The 19,316-nt window shown below is 35.1% G+C and carries 18 protein-coding genes; all 18 read left to right on the top strand.

Annotated elements, in window-relative coordinates; all coding sequences use genetic code 11:
- Window positions 1–188: 188 nt before the first annotated feature.
- The 18 genes from CD29_RS00745 to ftsA all read left to right on the top strand — a co-directional run bounded on the left by CD29_RS00745 (window position 189) and on the right by ftsA (window position 19,316).
- The gene (locus CD29_RS00745) at window positions 189–953 is read left to right on the top strand and encodes an enoyl-CoA hydratase/isomerase family protein (RefSeq protein ID WP_036181811.1); all 765 of its coding nucleotides are present in this window, start codon (window positions 189–191) and stop codon (window positions 951–953) included.
- A 230-nt stretch (window positions 954–1,183) separates the two neighbouring features.
- On the top strand, window positions 1,184–1,567 hold the full coding sequence (locus tag CD29_RS00740; RefSeq protein WP_036181810.1) for a transcriptional regulator: 384 nt from the start codon (window positions 1,184–1,186) through the stop codon (window positions 1,565–1,567).
- A gap of 301 nt (window positions 1,568–1,868) precedes the next feature.
- On the top strand, window positions 1,869–2,771 hold the full coding sequence (locus tag CD29_RS00735; RefSeq protein WP_036182120.1) for a ketopantoate reductase family protein: 903 nt from the start codon (window positions 1,869–1,871) through the stop codon (window positions 2,769–2,771).
- The gene (locus CD29_RS00730) at window positions 2,768–3,160 is read left to right on the top strand and encodes a DUF3397 family protein (RefSeq protein WP_036181808.1); all 393 of its coding nucleotides are present in this window, start codon (window positions 2,768–2,770) and stop codon (window positions 3,158–3,160) included. The genes CD29_RS00735 and CD29_RS00730 overlap by 4 nt, the downstream gene beginning before the upstream one ends.
- A 109-nt stretch (window positions 3,161–3,269) precedes the next feature.
- Window positions 3,270–4,886: a bacillithiol biosynthesis cysteine-adding enzyme BshC gene (gene bshC / locus CD29_RS00725; RefSeq protein ID WP_036181806.1), complete on the top strand. Its 1,617-nt coding sequence runs from the start codon at window positions 3,270–3,272 to the stop codon at window positions 4,884–4,886.
- Window positions 4,887–5,063: 177 nt separating this feature from the next.
- A complete protein-coding gene (gene mraZ, locus CD29_RS00720; RefSeq protein ID WP_036181803.1) occupies window positions 5,064–5,495 on the top strand; it encodes a division/cell wall cluster transcriptional repressor MraZ in 432 nt (143 codons plus the stop codon).
- Window positions 5,496–5,525: 30 nt separating this feature from the next.
- Window positions 5,526–6,473, top strand: a complete 948-nt coding sequence (gene rsmH / locus CD29_RS00715; protein WP_036181800.1) for a 16S rRNA (cytosine(1402)-N(4))-methyltransferase RsmH — start codon at window positions 5,526–5,528, stop codon at window positions 6,471–6,473.
- A 4-nt stretch (window positions 6,474–6,477) separates the two neighbouring features.
- Window positions 6,478–6,843 carry a cell division protein FtsL gene (ftsL, locus tag CD29_RS00710; RefSeq protein ID WP_036181797.1) on the top strand — a complete coding sequence of 122 codons (366 nt, stop codon included), beginning with the start codon at window positions 6,478–6,480 and terminating at the stop codon, window positions 6,841–6,843.
- Between the two features lie 38 nt (window positions 6,844–6,881).
- On the top strand, window positions 6,882–9,074 hold the full coding sequence (locus CD29_RS00705; RefSeq protein WP_036182118.1) for a penicillin-binding protein: 2,193 nt from the start codon (window positions 6,882–6,884) through the stop codon (window positions 9,072–9,074).
- 519 nt (window positions 9,075–9,593) lie between these two features.
- Window positions 9,594–11,579 (top strand): stage V sporulation protein D, encoded by a 1,986-nt coding sequence (locus CD29_RS00695; RefSeq protein ID WP_081976095.1) that lies wholly within the window; start codon window positions 9,594–9,596, stop codon window positions 11,577–11,579.
- Between the two features lie 69 nt (window positions 11,580–11,648).
- Window positions 11,649–12,626: a phospho-N-acetylmuramoyl-pentapeptide-transferase gene (gene mraY / locus CD29_RS00690; protein WP_036181791.1), complete on the top strand. Its 978-nt coding sequence runs from the start codon at window positions 11,649–11,651 to the stop codon at window positions 12,624–12,626.
- A complete protein-coding gene (gene murD, locus CD29_RS00685) occupies window positions 12,623–13,975 on the top strand; it encodes a UDP-N-acetylmuramoyl-L-alanine--D-glutamate ligase (protein ID WP_036181788.1) in 1,353 nt (450 codons plus the stop codon). Before mraY ends, murD begins: the two co-directional genes overlap by 4 nt.
- A 25-nt stretch (window positions 13,976–14,000) precedes the next feature.
- Complete coding sequence (locus CD29_RS00680) at window positions 14,001–15,089, top strand: FtsW/RodA/SpoVE family cell cycle protein (RefSeq protein WP_235801755.1); 1,089 nt, start codon at window positions 14,001–14,003, stop codon at window positions 15,087–15,089.
- An 80-nt stretch (window positions 15,090–15,169) separates the two neighbouring features.
- Entirely contained in the window at window positions 15,170–16,039 is an 870-nt protein-coding gene (locus tag CD29_RS00675; protein WP_036181782.1) for a cell division protein FtsQ/DivIB, read from the top strand.
- A complete protein-coding gene (locus CD29_RS00670; RefSeq protein WP_235801750.1) occupies window positions 16,032–16,745 on the top strand; it encodes a DUF881 domain-containing protein in 714 nt (237 codons plus the stop codon). Before CD29_RS00675 ends, CD29_RS00670 begins: the two co-directional genes overlap by 8 nt.
- A 25-nt stretch (window positions 16,746–16,770) precedes the next feature.
- Complete coding sequence (locus tag CD29_RS00665; RefSeq protein WP_036181778.1) at window positions 16,771–17,490, top strand: DUF881 domain-containing protein; 720 nt, start codon at window positions 16,771–16,773, stop codon at window positions 17,488–17,490.
- A gap of 70 nt (window positions 17,491–17,560) precedes the next feature.
- Complete coding sequence (locus CD29_RS00660) at window positions 17,561–17,932, top strand: small basic family protein (protein WP_036181775.1); 372 nt, start codon at window positions 17,561–17,563, stop codon at window positions 17,930–17,932.
- Between the two features lie 94 nt (window positions 17,933–18,026).
- Window positions 18,027–19,316, top strand: coding sequence for a cell division protein FtsA (gene ftsA / locus CD29_RS00655; RefSeq protein ID WP_036181772.1), 1,290 nt, complete (start codon window positions 18,027–18,029; stop codon window positions 19,314–19,316).

Below are 19,316 nucleotides of genomic sequence, written 5' to 3'. Positions count from 1 at the left end.
ATCCTTCCCAAATCAAATCACTAAAAATCCCATTCCACTTATTTCTTTCTATGAACCTCTACCTAATAACCCCTTCTAATTAGTACGACTAAAACTAGTCCTCAGCGTTCAATCTTCACCAACCATACTTGTCAAAACATTTTGACTGTTTTACTATGAAAATGAAAATAGAAAAGGGGTTGGATCTTTTGACATATAAAATTGATCTTACAGATGGGGTTTTAACTTTTACAATTGATCGTGAAGATAAAAGAAATGCTATAAATGATGAAGTTATGAACGGATTTAAAGAAATTGTTACTTATATTAACGAGCATAACGATGTTCGATTTTTAATAATAACAGGTACAGGTGAAAAGGCTTTTTGTTCTGGTGGAGACTTATCAGAGTTTCATAAGTTACAAACCGAACAAGAAGCCTTTGGAATGTTAAGTAAGATGGGAAAAATATTATATGATATTGCAACGTTGCCTGTACCGACCATTGCTTTAGTTAATGGTGCTGCTGTAGGAGGTGGTTGTGAGATTGCAACAGCCTGTGATTTCCGTTTAGTCAAACGTGGTGTGAAATGTGGGTTCATCCAAGGCACATTAGGAATTACGAGCGGTTGGGGTGGTGGTACATACTTAATCGAAAGCGGGATAAAACAAGATTTTGCTTTAAAAATGTTAGTAGATTCAAGTACGTATGATTCAGATAAATTACTTGAAATCGGTTGGGCAACAAGAGTATTCGAGCATTCGCAAGAACAAGCTCTTGAAGATTTCATAGTTAATATGAAAAAGATACATCCTTCCGTACACCATGCCTATAAAGAAATGAAACTTCGAAGCTGGAAAGAGAAAAATATGTTTGAGCGTGTGATGGAAGAAATTAAACTTTGTGCAAAGCTATGGGAAAGTGATGCTCATAACGAAGCAGTAAATAACTTTTTAAATAAATCTAATAAATAGCTTTGTAAATGGTTTTTGTGCCCTTTCTAGATGAAAAGTTTAGTAATAACATTAGAAAGATGCTATTCGGAACACGATAGTTCAAGTTGCCGTCTTTTTATTTGCGTATATATCTCATAATATAAACATTTTTTACGTAAAAAATGTTACTACCTATTTTTTATAAATACTTCTATTCTATTTAATCTCATTATGTGCATATAGTAGTAAAAAATGTGAGGTGATAGAAAGTGGAAGGGAAAAGAAGAAAAGATCAATGGACTGCTGATGATGATGAGAAATTAGCAGAAATCGTTATTCAAGCAGTGCAAAATGGTAAGACACAATTAGAGGCATTTGCTGAGGCAGCCAATGTACTAAATCGTACAAAACAAGCATGTGGTTTCCGTTGGAATAAAACATTGCGTACTCAATATGGTCAAATGTTAAACAGTGTTAGAAAACGACCAAAACAACTAATGCGAAGCCATCTAAAACTAGCATTGAGTAGTTTTGATGAATTAACTGAAGCATATAACGAATTAGAAATTAAATATAGAGAGTTACAGTCAGAACATGACAAACTCATCAAATGGCTAAATCAAGGTGTAAATTTCCTTGAACATCAAAAGTAATATCAAATAATTGAACTATCAAACACATTTTAATGCAATAATCGATAAGAAAAATTAAAGAATTAAAAAGTTAAATAGCCTTTTTAACCTTTTACAAACTTGAATTAGAATTGGTCATTGATGATATTATCGAGCCGAGTCAAATGAGAGTTAATTAGTCTAAGAGGTTGCAGCTTCATTCTACCAAAACAAAATGCATAACCTGCTCGTAAACATGCTATTTATCCAGTATAATATTGTTAAAAGTTATAAGGTCTACCAAATAGGTGGGCCTTTTCATGTGGTAAATGGAGGTAATATTGTGAAAGTTGTAGTCATCGGAGCTGGGGCTATTGGAATGTTAGTGGCAAGTTTCTTGTCTATGGATCATCAAGTGACATTAGTTACGAGAAGATCACAACAAGCAGAACAATTGAATCGTCATGGACTTAAACGCGTTAATCTAGATCAGACAATTCATCATTCAACGATTACTGCTAGTCTAAAACTTCCTCTTATGAACGCTAATACAATCGTAATTGTAGCTGTAAAATACGGACAATTACAATCCATTTATCCGCTATTAAACTCGTTGCCAAAACAAATACCTTTATTATTTTTGCAAAATGGGTTAGCACACTTTGAAGAAGCATTAACATTGCCGCAAAACACTATCGCATTTGGGTCTTGCCAGTTTGGAGCGCAAAAAGAAAATGATCATACAGTCATCCATAGAGGTGCGGGAGTACTTAAAATTGCAGTTGAACGCGGCAGTAAAGAACAGTTTTCAACACTTTTAAAAAATAAAAACCCGAAATTTGAACTAGAGTATGCCCCTAATGCTGAACAAATGCTCTTTGAAAAAGCATTGTTAAATTGTTTTATCAACCCACTAACGGCCATTTTAAAGGTGAAGAACGGATATTTAATTGAACAAGAAGCTACTTTACAAATACTAAAACAAATGTATGTCGAATTAAAAAATGCTTTCCCGAAAGAAATGGCCAAGTTCTCATTTGATGATGTGAAATCCTTGTGTGAAAAAACTGCAACAAATACATCTTCAATGTTAGCGGATATTTTAAATGAGAGGCCAACTGAAATAGAGACAATTGCAGGAGCCATCATTAGGAAAGCATCTAAAAAAGAAATCAAGTTACCTACACTTACTAACTTATATTATTTATTAAAAGCTGAAGAGGGGAAAAGAGTTGAGAAAATGTGAGTATTTTACTTTATCTAGTTAGCTTTATTATTCTATTTCCCATATTGCTTTTAATCGGAGTATACTCAATTTGTAGAAGCAGAAAGGTTAGTAAGGTTAAATCTTTCGGGTTAGCAGCTGATGCGACTACTTTTGTGCTATTCTTTTCAATACCTCTTTTTATAAGTAGTTTGTGGAATATAAATGTAAGTGCATACGTCATTTGCAGTGCCATACTTATTGCAATCATATTTACATTTTTCGATTGGAAAACAAAAAAAGAGATTGAAATACTTCCGTTGATGAAAAAAATATGGAGATTCTTATTTGTAGTATTTATAGTTGTTTACATACTTATTTGGATTGTTGGCATGCTTTATAAAATAGTGACATATGTTTTTCTAACTTAAGCATTTTCATTTGCAGACGACCAATAAACGTTTACAATATATTATGAATTCGAAATAAAACCTATAATAAGTGAATAGATATTAGCCGATAGTAGAGGGGATTTTAAGAATGAAGCTGGAACAGATTTCATTGCCAGTTAACAATACATTGTTATCTGAATATTGGTCAGGTAGCGAAAAATTACATACTTTTTTTCAATACCCGTTACAAGATGAATCATACTTAGAGCGCGCTAAGTATTTGAAGAACAGAAATTATCAAACGAAGCAATTAAGCGAAATAATACGTTCGTTTATGGAGCCTTATGGATTAACAGATAAAATAAAAGAAAATCTTTCGTACCTAGCCGATGGATCTCCGGTGATTGTAGGTGGGCAACAGGCTGGCATATTAACAGGGCCATTATATTCTGTATATAAAGCAATTACCGTCATATTACTTGCGAAAGAACAAACTCAAAAGCTCGGTATTAAAGTACTTCCGTTATTTTGGATAGCCGGTGAAGACCATGATATAGAAGAAATAAACCACACATATACAATACTAAAAGCAGAACCAAAGAAGCGAGTTTATAGTGTACGAAAAAATCGTAAAACAATGGCTTCAACAACTGATATTAATAAAATTGAATTGAAAAATACAATTGACGACATCTTTAAAGACTTTGGAGAAACAGAGTATACACAAAATTTATATCAATTCATTATTCATTCAATAGATGAGAGTAATACATTTACTGATTTCTTCGTAAGATGTATGCATTCATTCTTTAAAGATGAAGGGCTATTAATGATTGATGCAGCATATGTGCCATTTCGTAAGTTTGAATCCAATTTTTTCAATCAAATCATTGAGGAAAATGAAAAAATTGCTGAGGTAGTGGTACTAAAAGAGCGTATATTAAGCGATTCTGGATTTGGTACACCTATTGTAGCGACAATTGAAAATGCAAATTTGTTTTTTGTTCGTGATGGAGAACGATTTTTACTAGAAAGAAATGAAAATTTTTATATCAATAAACAAGCAAATGTTAAATTTTCGAAGGAAGAACTCCAGGAAATTGCTAATAAAAATCCCGAGAACCTAAGTAATAACGTTGTTACGCGCCCATTAATGCAGGAAATGACACTTCCAGTACTTGCTTTTGTTGGTGGTCCTGGCGAGTTAGCCTATTGGGCAACATTAAAAGATGCTTTTGAAGTATTAAATTTACAAATGCCAATCATCGTACCTCGCTTAAACGTGACACTAGTCACTAGACAGGTAGAGCAATTATTGAAGGACTTCGAGTTAAAAGTTGAAAATGTGTTTGATGGTAATGTTAATGAATTAAAGAACAAGTTTTTAGAAAGTGTTCAAGACTATCAAGCAAAAGAACAAATAAACCAACTACACGAGCTTGTTGAAGTGCATTATGGTAAACTTCTAGAACATTTGCATGGCCAACAGATTCACTTAGATAATATTGTAGAGAAAAACAAAAATTATCATCAGCAACAGTTTGATTTTTTACAAAGTAAAATTGAACAACAAATTGTTATGAAACATGAAAAAATGATCCGTCAGTTTAATACAATCTCATCAGAAATAAATCCAATGAATAACTATCAAGAAAGAGTATTTAACCCATACCAATATGTAAATATTTATGGTCCGTCATTTATTTCTGATTTATTAGATTTACCATTTGAATTTACTAATACTCATTACATAGTTCGAATGTAGTGGTTTTAAAGAGTTATCTCGTATGAGATAACTCTTTTTTATGTCTTTTCTCATATAGCTGCTGGTTAACGAATGGACTATTCGCATTAATTGTGAAAAGAAGTCAATAATTTACTTAAAAATGTGGAGGAAAGTGGGGGAATGTGGTACATTATTTACTAAAGTGGGGTGAGTAGCATGTTCATGGGAGAATATCAACATTCCGTTGATACAAAAGGACGACTAATAGTTCCCTCTAAATTTCGGGAGGATTTAGGAAATACTTTTGTTATTACGCGCGGACTTGATAACTGTCTATTTGGATATCCTATGGATGAATGGCGAAAACTCGAAGAAAAGTTAAAACAGTTGCCAATGACGAAAAAGGATGCGAGAGCATTTACTAGATTCTTTTTCTCTGGTGCAACCGAAGTTGAAATAGATAAACAGGGGCGTATTAATATCCCAGCAACATTAGCTACATACGCAAAGATAGAGAAAGAGTGTGTAGTTATAGGAGTTTCGAGCAAAATTGAGATCTGGGCGAAAGAAGCTTGGGAATCATATGCTGAAGAAGCAGAGGAATCTTTCAATGAAATTGCAGAAAATTTAATTGGCTTTGACTTCTAGTTAAACTAGCGCCAAAAAGGAGTATTTATTATGTTCGATCATACAACTGTATTACTTAGAGAAACTGTTGATGGGTTGAACATCAAACCGGATGGAGTTTATGTGGATTGTACTTTAGGTGGAGCTGGACACAGCGAATATTTAGTGAAACAGCTTTCAGAAAGTGGTCGACTAATATGTTTTGATCAAGATATGACAGCTATCGAGCATGCAAAATTGCGATTAGCAGATTACCTAGATCGTGTTACCTTTGTACACTCTAATTTCCGTTATATCAAAGAGGAACTTGAAAAACTCGATATTTATAAGGTTGATGGCATTTTATATGATTTAGGAGTTTCTTCTCCGCAACTTGACACACCAGAGCGTGGCTTTAGTTATCATCATGATGCACCACTAGATATGCGTATGGATCAACATGCTGAATTAAGCGCTTACCATGTAGTTAATGAATGGCCGTATGAAGATTTAGTTCGAATCTTCTTCCGATATGGTGAGGAAAAATTCTCAAAACAAGTTGCTCGGAAAATTGAAGAAGCAAGAAAGCACGGGAAAATTGAAACGACAGGTCAATTAGTTGATTTGATCAAAGAGGGCATCCCTGCCCCAGCACGTAGAACAGGTGGGCACCCAGCAAAAAGAATATTCCAAGCGATAAGAATTGCAGTCAACGATGAGCTTGGAGCAGCGGAGGATTCACTAGTAGATGCGATTAATCTATTAAAAATTGGCGGACGTATAAGCGTTATCACATTCCATTCATTAGAAGATAGATTAACAAAAACGATTTTTAAGGAAGCATCTCAAATGCCAGATTTACCACCGGGGTTGCCAATAGTACCAGATGAATTTAAACCAACACTTAAATTAATTTCAAGAAAACCAATCCTCCCTACTGAAGATGAATTACAAAATAATAACAGGTCAAGATCAGCAAAGCTTCGCGTAGCTGAAAAAATAAATGAAAAAGGGAAGTGATTAAATGGCCGTTAGAGCAAGGCAATTTCAAACGTACGTAGAGCAACCGATTATAGAACAGCCTAAACCTAAGATAAAGCAGCAAGTGAAAAAGAAACGAATTACAGCGAAAGAAAAAGTACTCTATATTGCTTTTATTGTAGTAGTAGCGTTACTTTCAGTTACGATATTACATAAGCAAAGTTCAATACAACAATCCACGATAGAGATACAAACAATTCAAAGTGAAATTAAAGAACTATCGAATCAAAATGTCGATCTAAAAGTTAAAGTTGCTGAACTCTCAACGTACGATCGAATTATGGAAAAAGCAAAAGCACTCGGTTTCACTCTTAATGAGAAAAATGTAAAGGTAGTGCCGGGAGAATGAAAAAGAAAAAATTTCGATTCCAATGGGGAGCCTTTCTAATGTTATTTATTTATGGAGGGCTCTTTTTTGCATTATTTGTGAAAATCGTTCACATTCAAGCGACAGGAGTTGTGAATGGACAAGTTTTAGAAGCAAGAGCTGCAGCATTGTACGAAAAAGAAGCGGTGCTAACAGCTGAGCGTGGAAAAATACTAGACCGAAGTGGAAATATCATTGCAGAAGATACATTAAGCTATCGACTAATAGCAGTAGTTGACCCAAAAGCTTCGAAAGATTCTAAAAAAGGTGAACCAAGACACGTTACTGATCCACAAACAACCGCGAAAATACTAGCAAAATATATTCAGATGGATGAAGCAGATATTTATAAAAATTTAACAAAAAAAATAACTGATAGTAAAACAGGTGAGTTAAAGCAGCCATATCAAGTTGAGTTTGGTGTAGCTGGTAGAAGCATCAGTCATGAAGTGAAAACTGCAATTGAAGCTGAAAAATTGCCTGGAATCGTTTTTTCAAGCGATTCAAAAAGATACTATCCAAACGGTCCATTTGCATCGCATTTAGTGGGCTTTGCATTAAAAGAAGAACAAGATGATAAAACGTTTAAAACTGTTGGTAAGATGGGCTTAGAACTTTTCTATAATGAACAGTTAACTGGTGTAAATGGTTCAATGCAATATAAAAGTGATGCCTTTCACTATCTTCTACCTAATAGTGAGCAAATGGTTACTCCCGCTAAACACGGTAGCGATATTTATTTAACGATTGACAAATCTATTCAAAACTTTTTGGAAGAAACGATGACTGAAGTTTTTAAAGAGTATGAAGCAGAATCGATGATTGCAGTAATTGCAGATCCAGACACTGGCGAAATACTTGCAATGAGTCAACGTCCTACGTTTAATCCTGAAAATAGAATTGGTTTAGAAGATTGGTTGAATACATCCACACAAAAAATACTAGAACCAGGCTCGACTATGAAAATATTTACATTAGCGTCAGCGATTGATACAGGAAATTGGCATCCAAATGCTTTTTTCCAATCAGGTTCGTATACTGTATTTGATAGAACGATTCGAGATCATAACTATGTCGGTTGGGGTCCTATTACTTATTTAGAAGGAATTCAGCGTTCGTCGAATACAGCTATGGCATATATGCTAGAGGATATAGGAAATGATACTTTTGTAGAATACTTGGATAAATTCGGATTTGGAAAACCGACAGGGATTGATTTACCTGGTGAAGTGAGTGGGAAGATTAAGACAGATTGGGCTATAGACTATGTAACGACTTCATATGGTCAAGGGTCAACTGTTACTCCTATCCAACTTATACAGGCTATGACAGCTATAGCCAATGATGGGAAAATGATGCAACCTTATGTGATAGAAAAAGTAGTAGACTCAGAGGGTAAGATCGTACAAAATCATGAACCTACCGTTAAAGGTAATCCTATCTCTGAAGAAACTGCAAAACAAGTTCGGGAAGTTTTAGCTTCAACACTTACATCGGAAGTAGGTACTGCAAAGAAATTTGCCATTGATGGATATGAGGTAGCAGGTAAAACAGGAACAGCTTATATTGCAGATACTGATGGCTCTGGTCAATATTTAACAGGTCAAAATAATTATTTGTATTCATTTTTAGGATTAGCGCCTGCAGATGATCCTCAGCTAATTATGTATGTTGCCGTTAAGAGACCTCAGTTAGAAGCAGGTGAATACGGATCAGACCCTGTATCAAAAGTGTTTACATCGGTTATGGAAAACAGTCTAAAATATTTAAATATTAACCCGGAAAATGTTGCGAAAGTAGATACGATTAAAATGGGTGACTATGTATCTAAAAATGCCTATGATATAGAACAAAGTTTAATAGAATCAGGGCTAAATCCTATTATCATTGGTGATGGAGGAAAGATTGTTGAACAATATCCTAGTGAAGGATTGGAAGTAACAAAAGGAAGTCTCGTTTATTTAAAAACTGACGGAGCAATAACAATCCCTGATTTTACAAATTGGTCACTTAGAAATGTTCTAATTTATAAAACAATGTCTGGACTAAATATTGAGATTGCTGGTGAAGGCTATGTTGAAAGTCAAAGTGTATCTAAAGGTTTAACTGTAAATGACTCATCACTAATTGTACTAAACTTAAAAACACCAGAAGAAACATTTTTACCTCCTATAGAAGAAAATTTAGAAGTTGATGATTTACCTCAAGATTAAATTACTATAGGAGCTAGGCGGAACGTTTTTCGCTTTTCTATTGTCTAGCTCCAGATGCTAGCTCTTTTGAATCTTCAACTTCTTCCTGCGTGTGCAAGCACACTTGTCAGAAGTCTGCAGAGTCTTCAAGAGCTGTGCGAGCATCTTTCGCATTTCGTGGTGTCTAGCTTCAAACGCTAGCTCCTCGGTAACTTCAAAACCGCCTGCAAGGACAAAGAGCGTGTCCTTTTGTCGGTTTCTCCGAATTACACGGATGTACGAGTGCCGGGAGTGCGACAGGACGTCGCGTTTACGGACGGCCAGTTACTTTCGGAGCTGGGCGAGCGTTTTCCGCATTTCTTGATGTCTAGCTCCAAAAGTTAGCTCCTCGAAAACTTCAGAACTGCCACCAAGGACAAAGAGCGCGTCCTTGATGACAGTTCTTCCAGTTTTTTTCGGAGCTGAGCGAACGTTTTCCGCTTTTCCGAATACAAGTCCAACTTTTTTCATACCTTGTTAAAAACGAGGTGTGAATGTCGAATGAAGTGGATTTCGAGCGTATCCAAAAAACGATTAAGACTAATAGTATATGCCTTTATGATATTCGGGCTTGCTGTCGTCATTCGATTGTTTTATGTACAAGTTCTCAAACATGATGAATTAACAGAACTTGCAAAAGAGAATTGGGATAGAGAAGTACCTTTTGCTTCTGAGCGTGGAGAAATTACCGATCGTAATGGAGAAATTATTGTAACAAATAAACTATCTCCTACCCTTTATTTTATGCCTGCACAAAACGATAATATTGAAGAAGCCGCAAGACAAATAGCGAGTGTTTTAAATCTAGATGAAAAAAAGCTATTTGAGAAAATGAACAAGAGAGCTTATTTAGTAAAACTAGCACCTGAGGCTAAAAATATTTCATATGAACAAGCTGTACAAATTCAAGGTTTAAAAATAGACGGGCTATATAGTGGTGTAGACTATGTGAGACATTATCCATATGGTACTCTACTATCCCGATTCCTAGGGTTTACAGGATATGATACTCAAGGACTTGCAGGTATTGAATATCAGTATGACAAGCTATTAACTTCTAAATCTGCTGCGATCCGATTGTTTACAGACGCCGCGGGAAATGCCTTACCTCATGTTGATGATGAGTGGAGAGATGGGGAGCAAGGTGCAACGGTAGAGTTAACAATTGATTTGGAAGTACAGCAAGTAGTCGAGAGAGAATTATCACAAGCAATGGAGAAATATGACGCTGACCAAGCGTTGGCTATTGCAATGAACCCGAAAACCGGGGAGATATTAGGACTTGCATCTTTTCCAACTTATGATCCATCGAACTTTACTGAGGTAGACCAGTCCATTTATAATCGTAATTTACCAGTTTGGATGACCTACGAGCCAGGTTCAACGTTTAAAATCATTACATTAAGTGCTGCTTTAGAAGAAGGAGTCGTTAATTTAGAAAAAGATAGATTTTATGATCCTGGGTATACGATGGTTGAGGGTGCTAGACTTCGCTGTTGGAAACGTGAAGGACATAAGGACGAGACATTTTTACAAGTAGTTGAGAATTCTTGTAACCCAGGCTTTATTGAATTAGGACAGCGAGTTGGCCCAGATAAATTAATGGATTATATCCATAATTTTGGATTTGGTGAAGCAACAGGATCTAACATTCCGGGTGAAGCGAAAGGAATACTATTTTCTAAAGAACGATTTGGACCAGTTGAACATGCCACAACCTCCTTTGGTCAAGGGATATCAGTTACACCAATTCAACAAATTACAGCTGTTGCAGCAGCAGTTAATGGTGGGAAATTATTTACTCCATACGTAGTTTCTAAAATTGTGGATTCCGAAACAGGAAAAGTTATACATGAAAATACACCGCAACTAAAACAACAAGTAATTAGCGAAGATACTTCTGCTCAAGTTAGAAATGCCCTTGAGTCAGTTGTAGCAAATGGATCAGGTCGACAAGCTTTCCGTGATGGTTTACGTATTGGTGGGAAAACAGGGACAGCTCAAAAAGTACAAGATGGTCACTATATGGATGGAAATTACATCGTTTCGTTTATAGGCTTTGCTCCTGCTGATGATCCAGAAATTATCGTGTATGTCGCAGTAGATAATCCGAAAAGTGCAACAGTATTCGGTAGTACAATTGCAGCACCAATCGTTGGTCAAATTATAGAAGATATAGCACCAACAATTGGCTTAGCAGTGGACCGGGAAGGACAATTGGAAAAACAATACCGTTGGGGAGACCCAATTACGGACAGAGTGCCGAATTTAGTAGGGTTAAAAGTTGATGAAATTAAAAAATTACAATACCCTTATCGTATTGAAATACATGGTGAAGGTGAACTTGTTGTTTCTCAGTTACCGGAACCAGAAAATATTCTTGAAGTTGATGATACTATTCATCTTTATTTGGGAAATGATTCAAATAAAGCAAAAAATAATACAAATAGTGGAGAAGATTCCAATACTGAACAGAATACGAATTAATGAATCGAATTAGTTTGTGTATTACAATTAAAAGTCAGTATGAAGAACATGATTTAAAGGAGATTTAACATGACAATCGCAACAACAATTACCATTTTAGCAATTTCATTCTTGATTTCAGTGATTCTTGCACCTATTTTAATACCTATTCTTCGTAGGTTAAAGTTTGGGCAAAGCATTCGCGAAGAGGGTCCTAAATCTCACATGAAAAAAGCGGGAACCCCGACGATGGGCGGTATCATTTTTTTAATATCAATTATTGCTACTACGGTCATTGTTGGTAATTTATACAATGTATTTACAACACAAACAGTCGTACTTTTACTTGTTTTGTGTGGATTTGGTTTAATAGGCTTCTTAGACGATGGTATTAAAGTAATCTTTAAACGAAATTTAGGTTTAACTTCTTTACAAAAGCTTGTAGGGCAAATTATTATTTCTGTCTTAGCGTTTCTTCTTTTACGACAGGGAACTTTTGATACAACGGTAACGGTTCCATTTGTTGAATGGTCAATTAATTTAGGAATCTTCTATGTAGGGTTCTTAATTTTCTGGTTAGTAGGATTTTCAAATGCAGTGAACTTAACAGATGGATTAGATGGTCTTGTTGCTGGAACTGCTTCGATTGCATTCACTGCATTCGGTGTTATTGCATTATTTAATAACCAGGTTGATGTTGCAATCTTCACATTTGCTATAACTGGAGCCCTACTAGGTTTCTTACTTTTCAATGCAAATCCTGCAAAAGTATTTATGGGTGATACCGGGTCTCTTGCACTCGGTGGAGCCCTAGCATTAGTATCCATTTTAGTAAACCAAGAACTATTGTTACTTATCATCGGAATAGTTTTTGTTATAGAAACCTTATCAGTTATTCTTCAAGTGGCTTATTTTAAGTTAACTGGTGGTAAACGAATTTTTAAAATGACACCGATTCATCATCACTTTGAATTATCTGGTTGGTCAGAAAGAAAAATAGTACTTGTCTTTTGGTTTACAGCATTAATCGTCGCATTAATAGGAGTGTTATCGGAGGCCATCGTATGATTCAATATGCACAATTACAATTTAAAAAAGTACTGGTTTTAGGGCTTGCGAAAAGTGGGGTTGCTGCTGCAGAACTGCTGCATGAATTAGGTGCGTTTGTTACAGTCAACGATTCGAAGCCTTTTGAGGAAAACCCACAAGCTCAAAGTCTATTACAAAAAGGGATAACTGTTATTTGTGGTAGACATCCGGAAGATTTACTTGATGAAGGCTTTGAATTGATAGTTAAAAACCCAGGGATACCATATAGTAATCCAATTATAAAAAATGCTATTGAGCGAAAGTTGCCAGTTATTACTGAAGTTGAGCTAGCTTATTTAATAAGTGAAGCACCATTCATAGGGATTACTGGAACAAATGGAAAAACGACTACAACAACGTTAATTTACGAAATGTTAAATAACGGGCACAGAAATCCTCGTATTGCAGGAAACATTGGAACTGTTGCTTGCAGTGTGGCTAAAGAAGCAACGAAAGATGACTGTATTGTAATTGAATTATCTTCATTTCAATTAATGGGGATTCAAAAGTTCAAACCAAAAATTGCAATTTTAACTAATTTATATGATGCTCATCTGGACTATCATGGAACTTTTGATGAATACAGAAATGCAAAGTTGAATATTACTAAAAATCAAGATGAATCTGATTGGTTAATTTTTAATACAAATCAAGAGGTTCTTAGGGAGTCAGTAAAGGATTCAAAAGCTAAAAAAGTACCATTTAATTCAGATCATAGAACAGAAGAAGGAATTAGTGCTGACGAAACAACAATTTACTGGCAAGGGGAACCATTTATTGACAGATCAATTATCGCCCTTCCTGGTAAACATAATCTAGAAAATATATTAGCAGCACTTGCAGCATCCATACTTTATGGATGTGATAAAGAGAAAATGGAAGAAGTACTTAAAACATTTACTGGCGTTCGTCATCGTACTCAATTTGTTCGCGAGTGGCAAGGAAGAAAAATTTATAACGATTCTAAAGCGACTAATTGCTTAGCTACAAAAGTTGCTCTCGATGCATTTACTGCACCAACAATATTATTGGCTGGAGGTCTCGATCGCGGTCATTCCTTCGAAGAATTACGTGACTCCATGAAAAATGTCGAAGGTGTTGTTGCTTTTGGAGAAACAAAGGAGCGTTTCATAGAATTTGCTCGTTCTTGTGGTGTGAAAGTTGCGATAGAAGCAGAAGATGTAGAGGATGCTGTTCAGAAAGCTGCAACGATTTCAAATCAAGGAAATATTATTTTATTATCTCCTGCATGTGCAAGTTGGGACCAATATCCGAATTTCGAAGTGCGCGGAGATGTCTTTATAGAAGCTGTTATGAAACTAAATTAAGTACTGTTAAGAAAGGATGCCATAACTGAAATTTACTTATAAGAGGCTTTTCATCATCTCGAGCATATTGTTATCAGTAGTTGGAGTGCTGTTTATTTTTTCTGCTGGAACATATTGGAGTCAGGTTCATTATGAAGGAGATACGCCTTTCTATATAAGACAATCGATATACTTAGTTATAGCACTGATCGTTTTCTTTACAGTGATAAAAATGTCATTATTCACTGAGGAAAAAACGTGGATTACTTTATATATCATTTCATTAATTTTATTAGTACTTGTTTTAGTTCCGGGAATTGGCCTTTCTCGTAATGGTTCACAAAGTTGGATTGGTTTAGGTCCACTAACAATGCAACCAGCAGAATTGGTGAAGATTACTACTTTAATGTATTTAAGCTTTTTACTTAGCAAAGTAAGAAATAGTGAACGAGTTGTTCAAGTAAAGCATTTTCTAATTTTAATCATTCCTTGTGCATTAATCATGTTACAGCCAGACTTTGGTTCAGTTTTTATCTTAATTGTTTCAGCATTTATGTTATTTTTTGTCGCTCGATATCCAGTTAAATTATATGTTGGAATTATTGCACTTGGTGTAGTAGGGTTAGCGGCATTAATCATGTCTGCACCTTATCGACTGCAGCGAATTTTTGCCTTTATTGATCCGTGGGGTGACCCTTTAGGTGCTGGGTTCCAAGGAGTTCAATCGATGCTTGCAATTGGACCTGCTGGATTATTAGGTCATGGATTTGGAGATAGTCGTCAAAAATTCTTGTACTTACCGGAACCGCAAAATGATTTTATCTTCTCTATTATTTTGGAGGAAATTGGTTTTTTTGGTGGCTGCGTAGTACTACTACTTTTTGGACTGTTTATATATTCGGGCGTAGGACTAGCTATGCAAGCGACGCAAAGTTCTCATTTCTATGCAGTAGTATCGTTAGTTAGTATGATTGGTTTCCAAGCTTGTTTAAATATTGGAGTAGTTATTGGTCTTATACCAGTTACAGGAGTGACTTTACCATTCATTAGTTATGGTGGAACATCACTAATGATTATTTGGTTTATAGTTGCAATTGTAATTAGTTTTTCAAATCGAGTTGAAACAAAATCATAAAGTGACACTTCTATCAGTGGGGTTATTCCACCACTGATGGTAGTTGCGCGAGGGATAGTTGTTTGGGAGGAGGAGTAAAAATGGAAAAAATAATCGATATAGAAGATCGTATTCCAACGCTGCGGGAAAAAAGAAGAAGAAGAACGAATAAAAAATTTATAAGTTTAATTACATTATTTTTTATCACCTTATTTTTACTCCTTTATTTCCAATCTCCGTATAGTGACATAAATACCATCAATGTGAAGGGTTCAGCCATTGTTGGTGAGGATGTATACATAAAACAATCCGGTTTACAAATGGGACAATCAATGTGGAGTTTTAAGGAGAAAGAAATTGAGGAATATATAAAAAAGTTAGACTGGGTGAAAGAAGTAGATGTAAGTAAACAGTGGCTTACTACAGTAGACATTAAAATTGAGGAATGGCAAAAGGTAGCTTACATTTCTGAAAACAATATCTTTTATCCAATATTGGAAAATGGAGTCATATTTAAAGAATCCAGCACAAATGCGCCTATAGACGCTCCAATTTTTTTAGCATTTGATGATAATGACAAACGACAACGACTGTTGAAGGAACTTGCAGATCTTGAGCCAACTGTTTTAGCAATGATTTCTCAAATCAATTCAACCCCTACAGAATCTGATCCTTATGCCATCACGTTATTTATGAATGATGGGTATGAGGTGAGGGCAGAAATCACTTCATTGTCAGAAAAACTAAACTATTATCCATCAATTGTTGCACAGATTGAAAATGCTGCAGAATATGAAAAAGGCATTATTGATATTGAAGTTGGGACATTCTATAGATCCTATACAGAAGAATATTCATTTAAAAATTCAGAAGACACACAAGATAATTCTGAACAACCATTAGATTTAGATTTACCTACAAATGATAACAATGCTAATACAGATGAACAGGAAGTGTTAGCAAATGAGTAGAAGTAAGTATATGAAGCCGCCTTCTAGAAAAAGTATGATTATTCTCATTGTATGCATCATCACAGGATTTATTATCGGTTATTCTTACAATTTAACAAAAGATAATCGACAATTGTCGAGTCCTTATGTAGAAAAAGATGAATCGTACCGTGAGGAATTGATCAAGCAACAAGAGAGAAATAAGGAACTTTCTGAAGAATTAAATGAGCTCAATCAGAGGATTAGAGATTATGAAAAATCCTTTGCTTCAAATCAAGATGAATATGATGTGCTACTACAAGAAGCTGAAAAATTGCGATTAATGCTTGGTGATATTCCTGCAGTTGGACAAGGTATTCGAATCACCTTAAATGATTCTGAGTACAATCCAAACAATTCAAATCCAAATGAGTATATCGTTCATGAAAGCCACATTTTTAAAGTGATAAATGAACTAAAGATTTCCGGTGCTGAAGCTATAACTATTAATGGGCAAAGGCTTAAAGCAAACTCTTATATAAATTGTACAGGCCCTGTCATTACAATTGACGGAAAACAATATCCTGCTCCTTTTGTAATTGAAGCGGTTGGGAATCCTGAAGTATTAATATCATCATTACAAATTGTTGGTGGAGTTTTCGACCAACTCATTAATGACCAAATCGTGGTAACAATTGAAAGAAGTGCACAAGTGTCAATTCCTTCTGTAAACGAAAATCAAAGTTAACTAGACTTTTGAGGAGGGGAACAGGATGAACAAGAAGGTAGTGACCCGAATCACAATTGTGTCGTTTATTGTAGGTTTAATGATTGCAATACAATATAATACCGTGAAAGAACCTTCTGCAAGAGATACACGAGATTCATGGGAGTTAAGACAAGCATTATCAGAAGAAAAGAAAAGACACTCCCAATTGCTTTCAGAGATATTAACATTAAACGATACAGTCAATAAATATAAAAATACTGAGACTGAAGACCAAGGAGATATTCTTTCAAATACAGTGGAGTCTTTAAAGCAAAGAGCAGGACTTTTGGAAGTAACTGGACCTGGTATTATATTATCAATTAGTCCAGCAATGGAGTTAGTACAATCTGGATTCTCTATAAAACCAATATCCCCTGAATTACTATATCGCTTAGTAAACGAAATTAACCGCTTTGATGGACTCTATGTAGAAATAGATGGTCAACGAGTAGTACATACTACGGCAATTAGAGATATTAATGGCGCAACGACAGTGAATGGTATTCCCATTCGAGAAACATTAGTGGAAATTAAAGTAATTACTGAAAGCTTTGAAAAAGCGGAGAAATTAAATAACTATTTAAATGCTTCTTCTTTTAAAGATGCTTTTTATATTGATAATTTGAATTTAAGTATAGGTAAACCTGTAAAAAGTATTACCATTTCAGAATTTGATGGAACTTTATCAAATGAATACTTACTATATTTAGATAGAGTTTCTTAGCAAAATGTTATAAATTTAAATGGTTAACAAAACAGTAAGTTTAATTGAACAACATAAAGGGGAATAAAACATGTGGTTGCCATTTTTAGGATTAATATTAGGACTTGCCTTAGGATTGTTAACCGATATCCAAATCCCTTCTATGTATGAAAACTATCTTTCCATCGCAGTACTTGCTGCACTAGATACATTATTTGGAGGTATACGTGCATATTTGCAACAAGTTTATGATGATAAGGTATTCATTTCCGGGTTTTTCTTTAATATTGTGTTAGCAGCTGGGCTCGCTTTTTTAGGGGTACATCTAGGTGTTGATTTGTATTTAGCTGCCATTTTTGCATTTGGTGTCCGACTCTTCCAAAATATCGCTGTCATTCGACGAATTTTGATACAAAAATGGGATGAAAGACATATAAAAAAGAGTGAAAAAACTATAGATTAGCGGTAAAATCTTATAGTAAGTAGTAATTACTTAGACAATATGATTAATTTACAATAGAATGAATGTAAGAGTAATCGAAGGAGGTGCGGTGAAGTTGAAAAACCAAGATATTTATATTTCACTTGATATAGGCTCATCTTCAATAAAAGTGTTGATCGGTGAAGTGAATAATGAGCAATTGCATGTCATCGGGGTCGGAAATGTAAAATCCAGCGGAGTACGAAAAGGAGCTATTGTTGATATCGATGCAACGGTGCAATCCATTCGTAAAGCCATTGATGAAGCTGAGCGAATGACAGGCATTGCTATAAATGAAGTAGTGTTAGGAATTCCATCAAATCAGACTGCATTACAATCTGTAAAAGGGGTTGTTGCGGTTAATAGTGATAATCGTGAAATTACGGATGATGATTTAGAAAGAGTGATTGAATCCGCACAAGTCATGTCGATTCCACCTGAACGAGAAGTAGTAAACTTATTACCCAAACAATTTATAGTTGATAATTTAGATGAAATTAAAGATCCACGTGGAATGATCGGCATACGTCTAGAAATGGATGCTACTATGATCACGACATCAAAGACTTTATTACATAACCTACTGCGATGTGTGGAGCGTTCAGGGTTGAAAATTAGAGAGATTTATTTACAACCTTTAGCAGCTGGTTTCTTTGCTTTAACAGAAGACGAAAAAAATCAGGGGACTGCCTACATTGATTTAGGTGGTGGTTCAACGACTATTTCAGTTTTTGAAGATGGACTCTTAACTCATGCAGGAGTCATTCCTGTTGGGGGAGAACATATAACTAAAGATTTATCCATCATCTTAAAAACAACAACTGAGCAAGCAGAGAAGATAAAAAAACAATTTGGACATGCTTATTACGATGATGCTTCAGAAGATGAAATATTTGAAGTGCCTGTATCAGGTACAGATATGGTTGATCAGTACAATCAAAAATATATCTCTGAAATTATCGGTGTACGATTAGAAGAATTGTTTGAACTGGTATTAGATGAGCTTGCTAGATTAGGAGTCCGTGACCTTCCTGGTGGGATTGTAATATCTGGCGGTGTAGCTCAGGTAGAAGGTGTAGCTCAATTAGCTCGTCAAGTAATGCAAACACGTGTAAGAGTCTATACACCGGATTATATTGGTGTTAGAGAACCAGCATATACAACAGCTGTTGGATTAATAAAATATGCTAGTATGGACGATGAGTTTTATGGTAGAAGTAATACTTCCCAAGCATCTTATGCAACAGTTGGAGCAAGTACTACTCCTACTAAAAAGCATTCAAATTCTGTCGAAAAAGCCGATAATAGTAATAAAACAAGTGTCATCAACAAAGCAAAGAGACTATTTGATAAGTTCTTTGAATAG

Origin of the sequence: Ureibacillus manganicus DSM 26584 (genome assembly GCF_000772945.1) — a bacterium.
Lineage (GTDB): Bacteria > Bacillota > Bacilli > Bacillales_A > Planococcaceae > Ureibacillus > Ureibacillus manganicus.
Note: the sequence above shows the minus strand (reverse complement) of the source record. Positions and strands in the feature narration are given on the sequence as shown.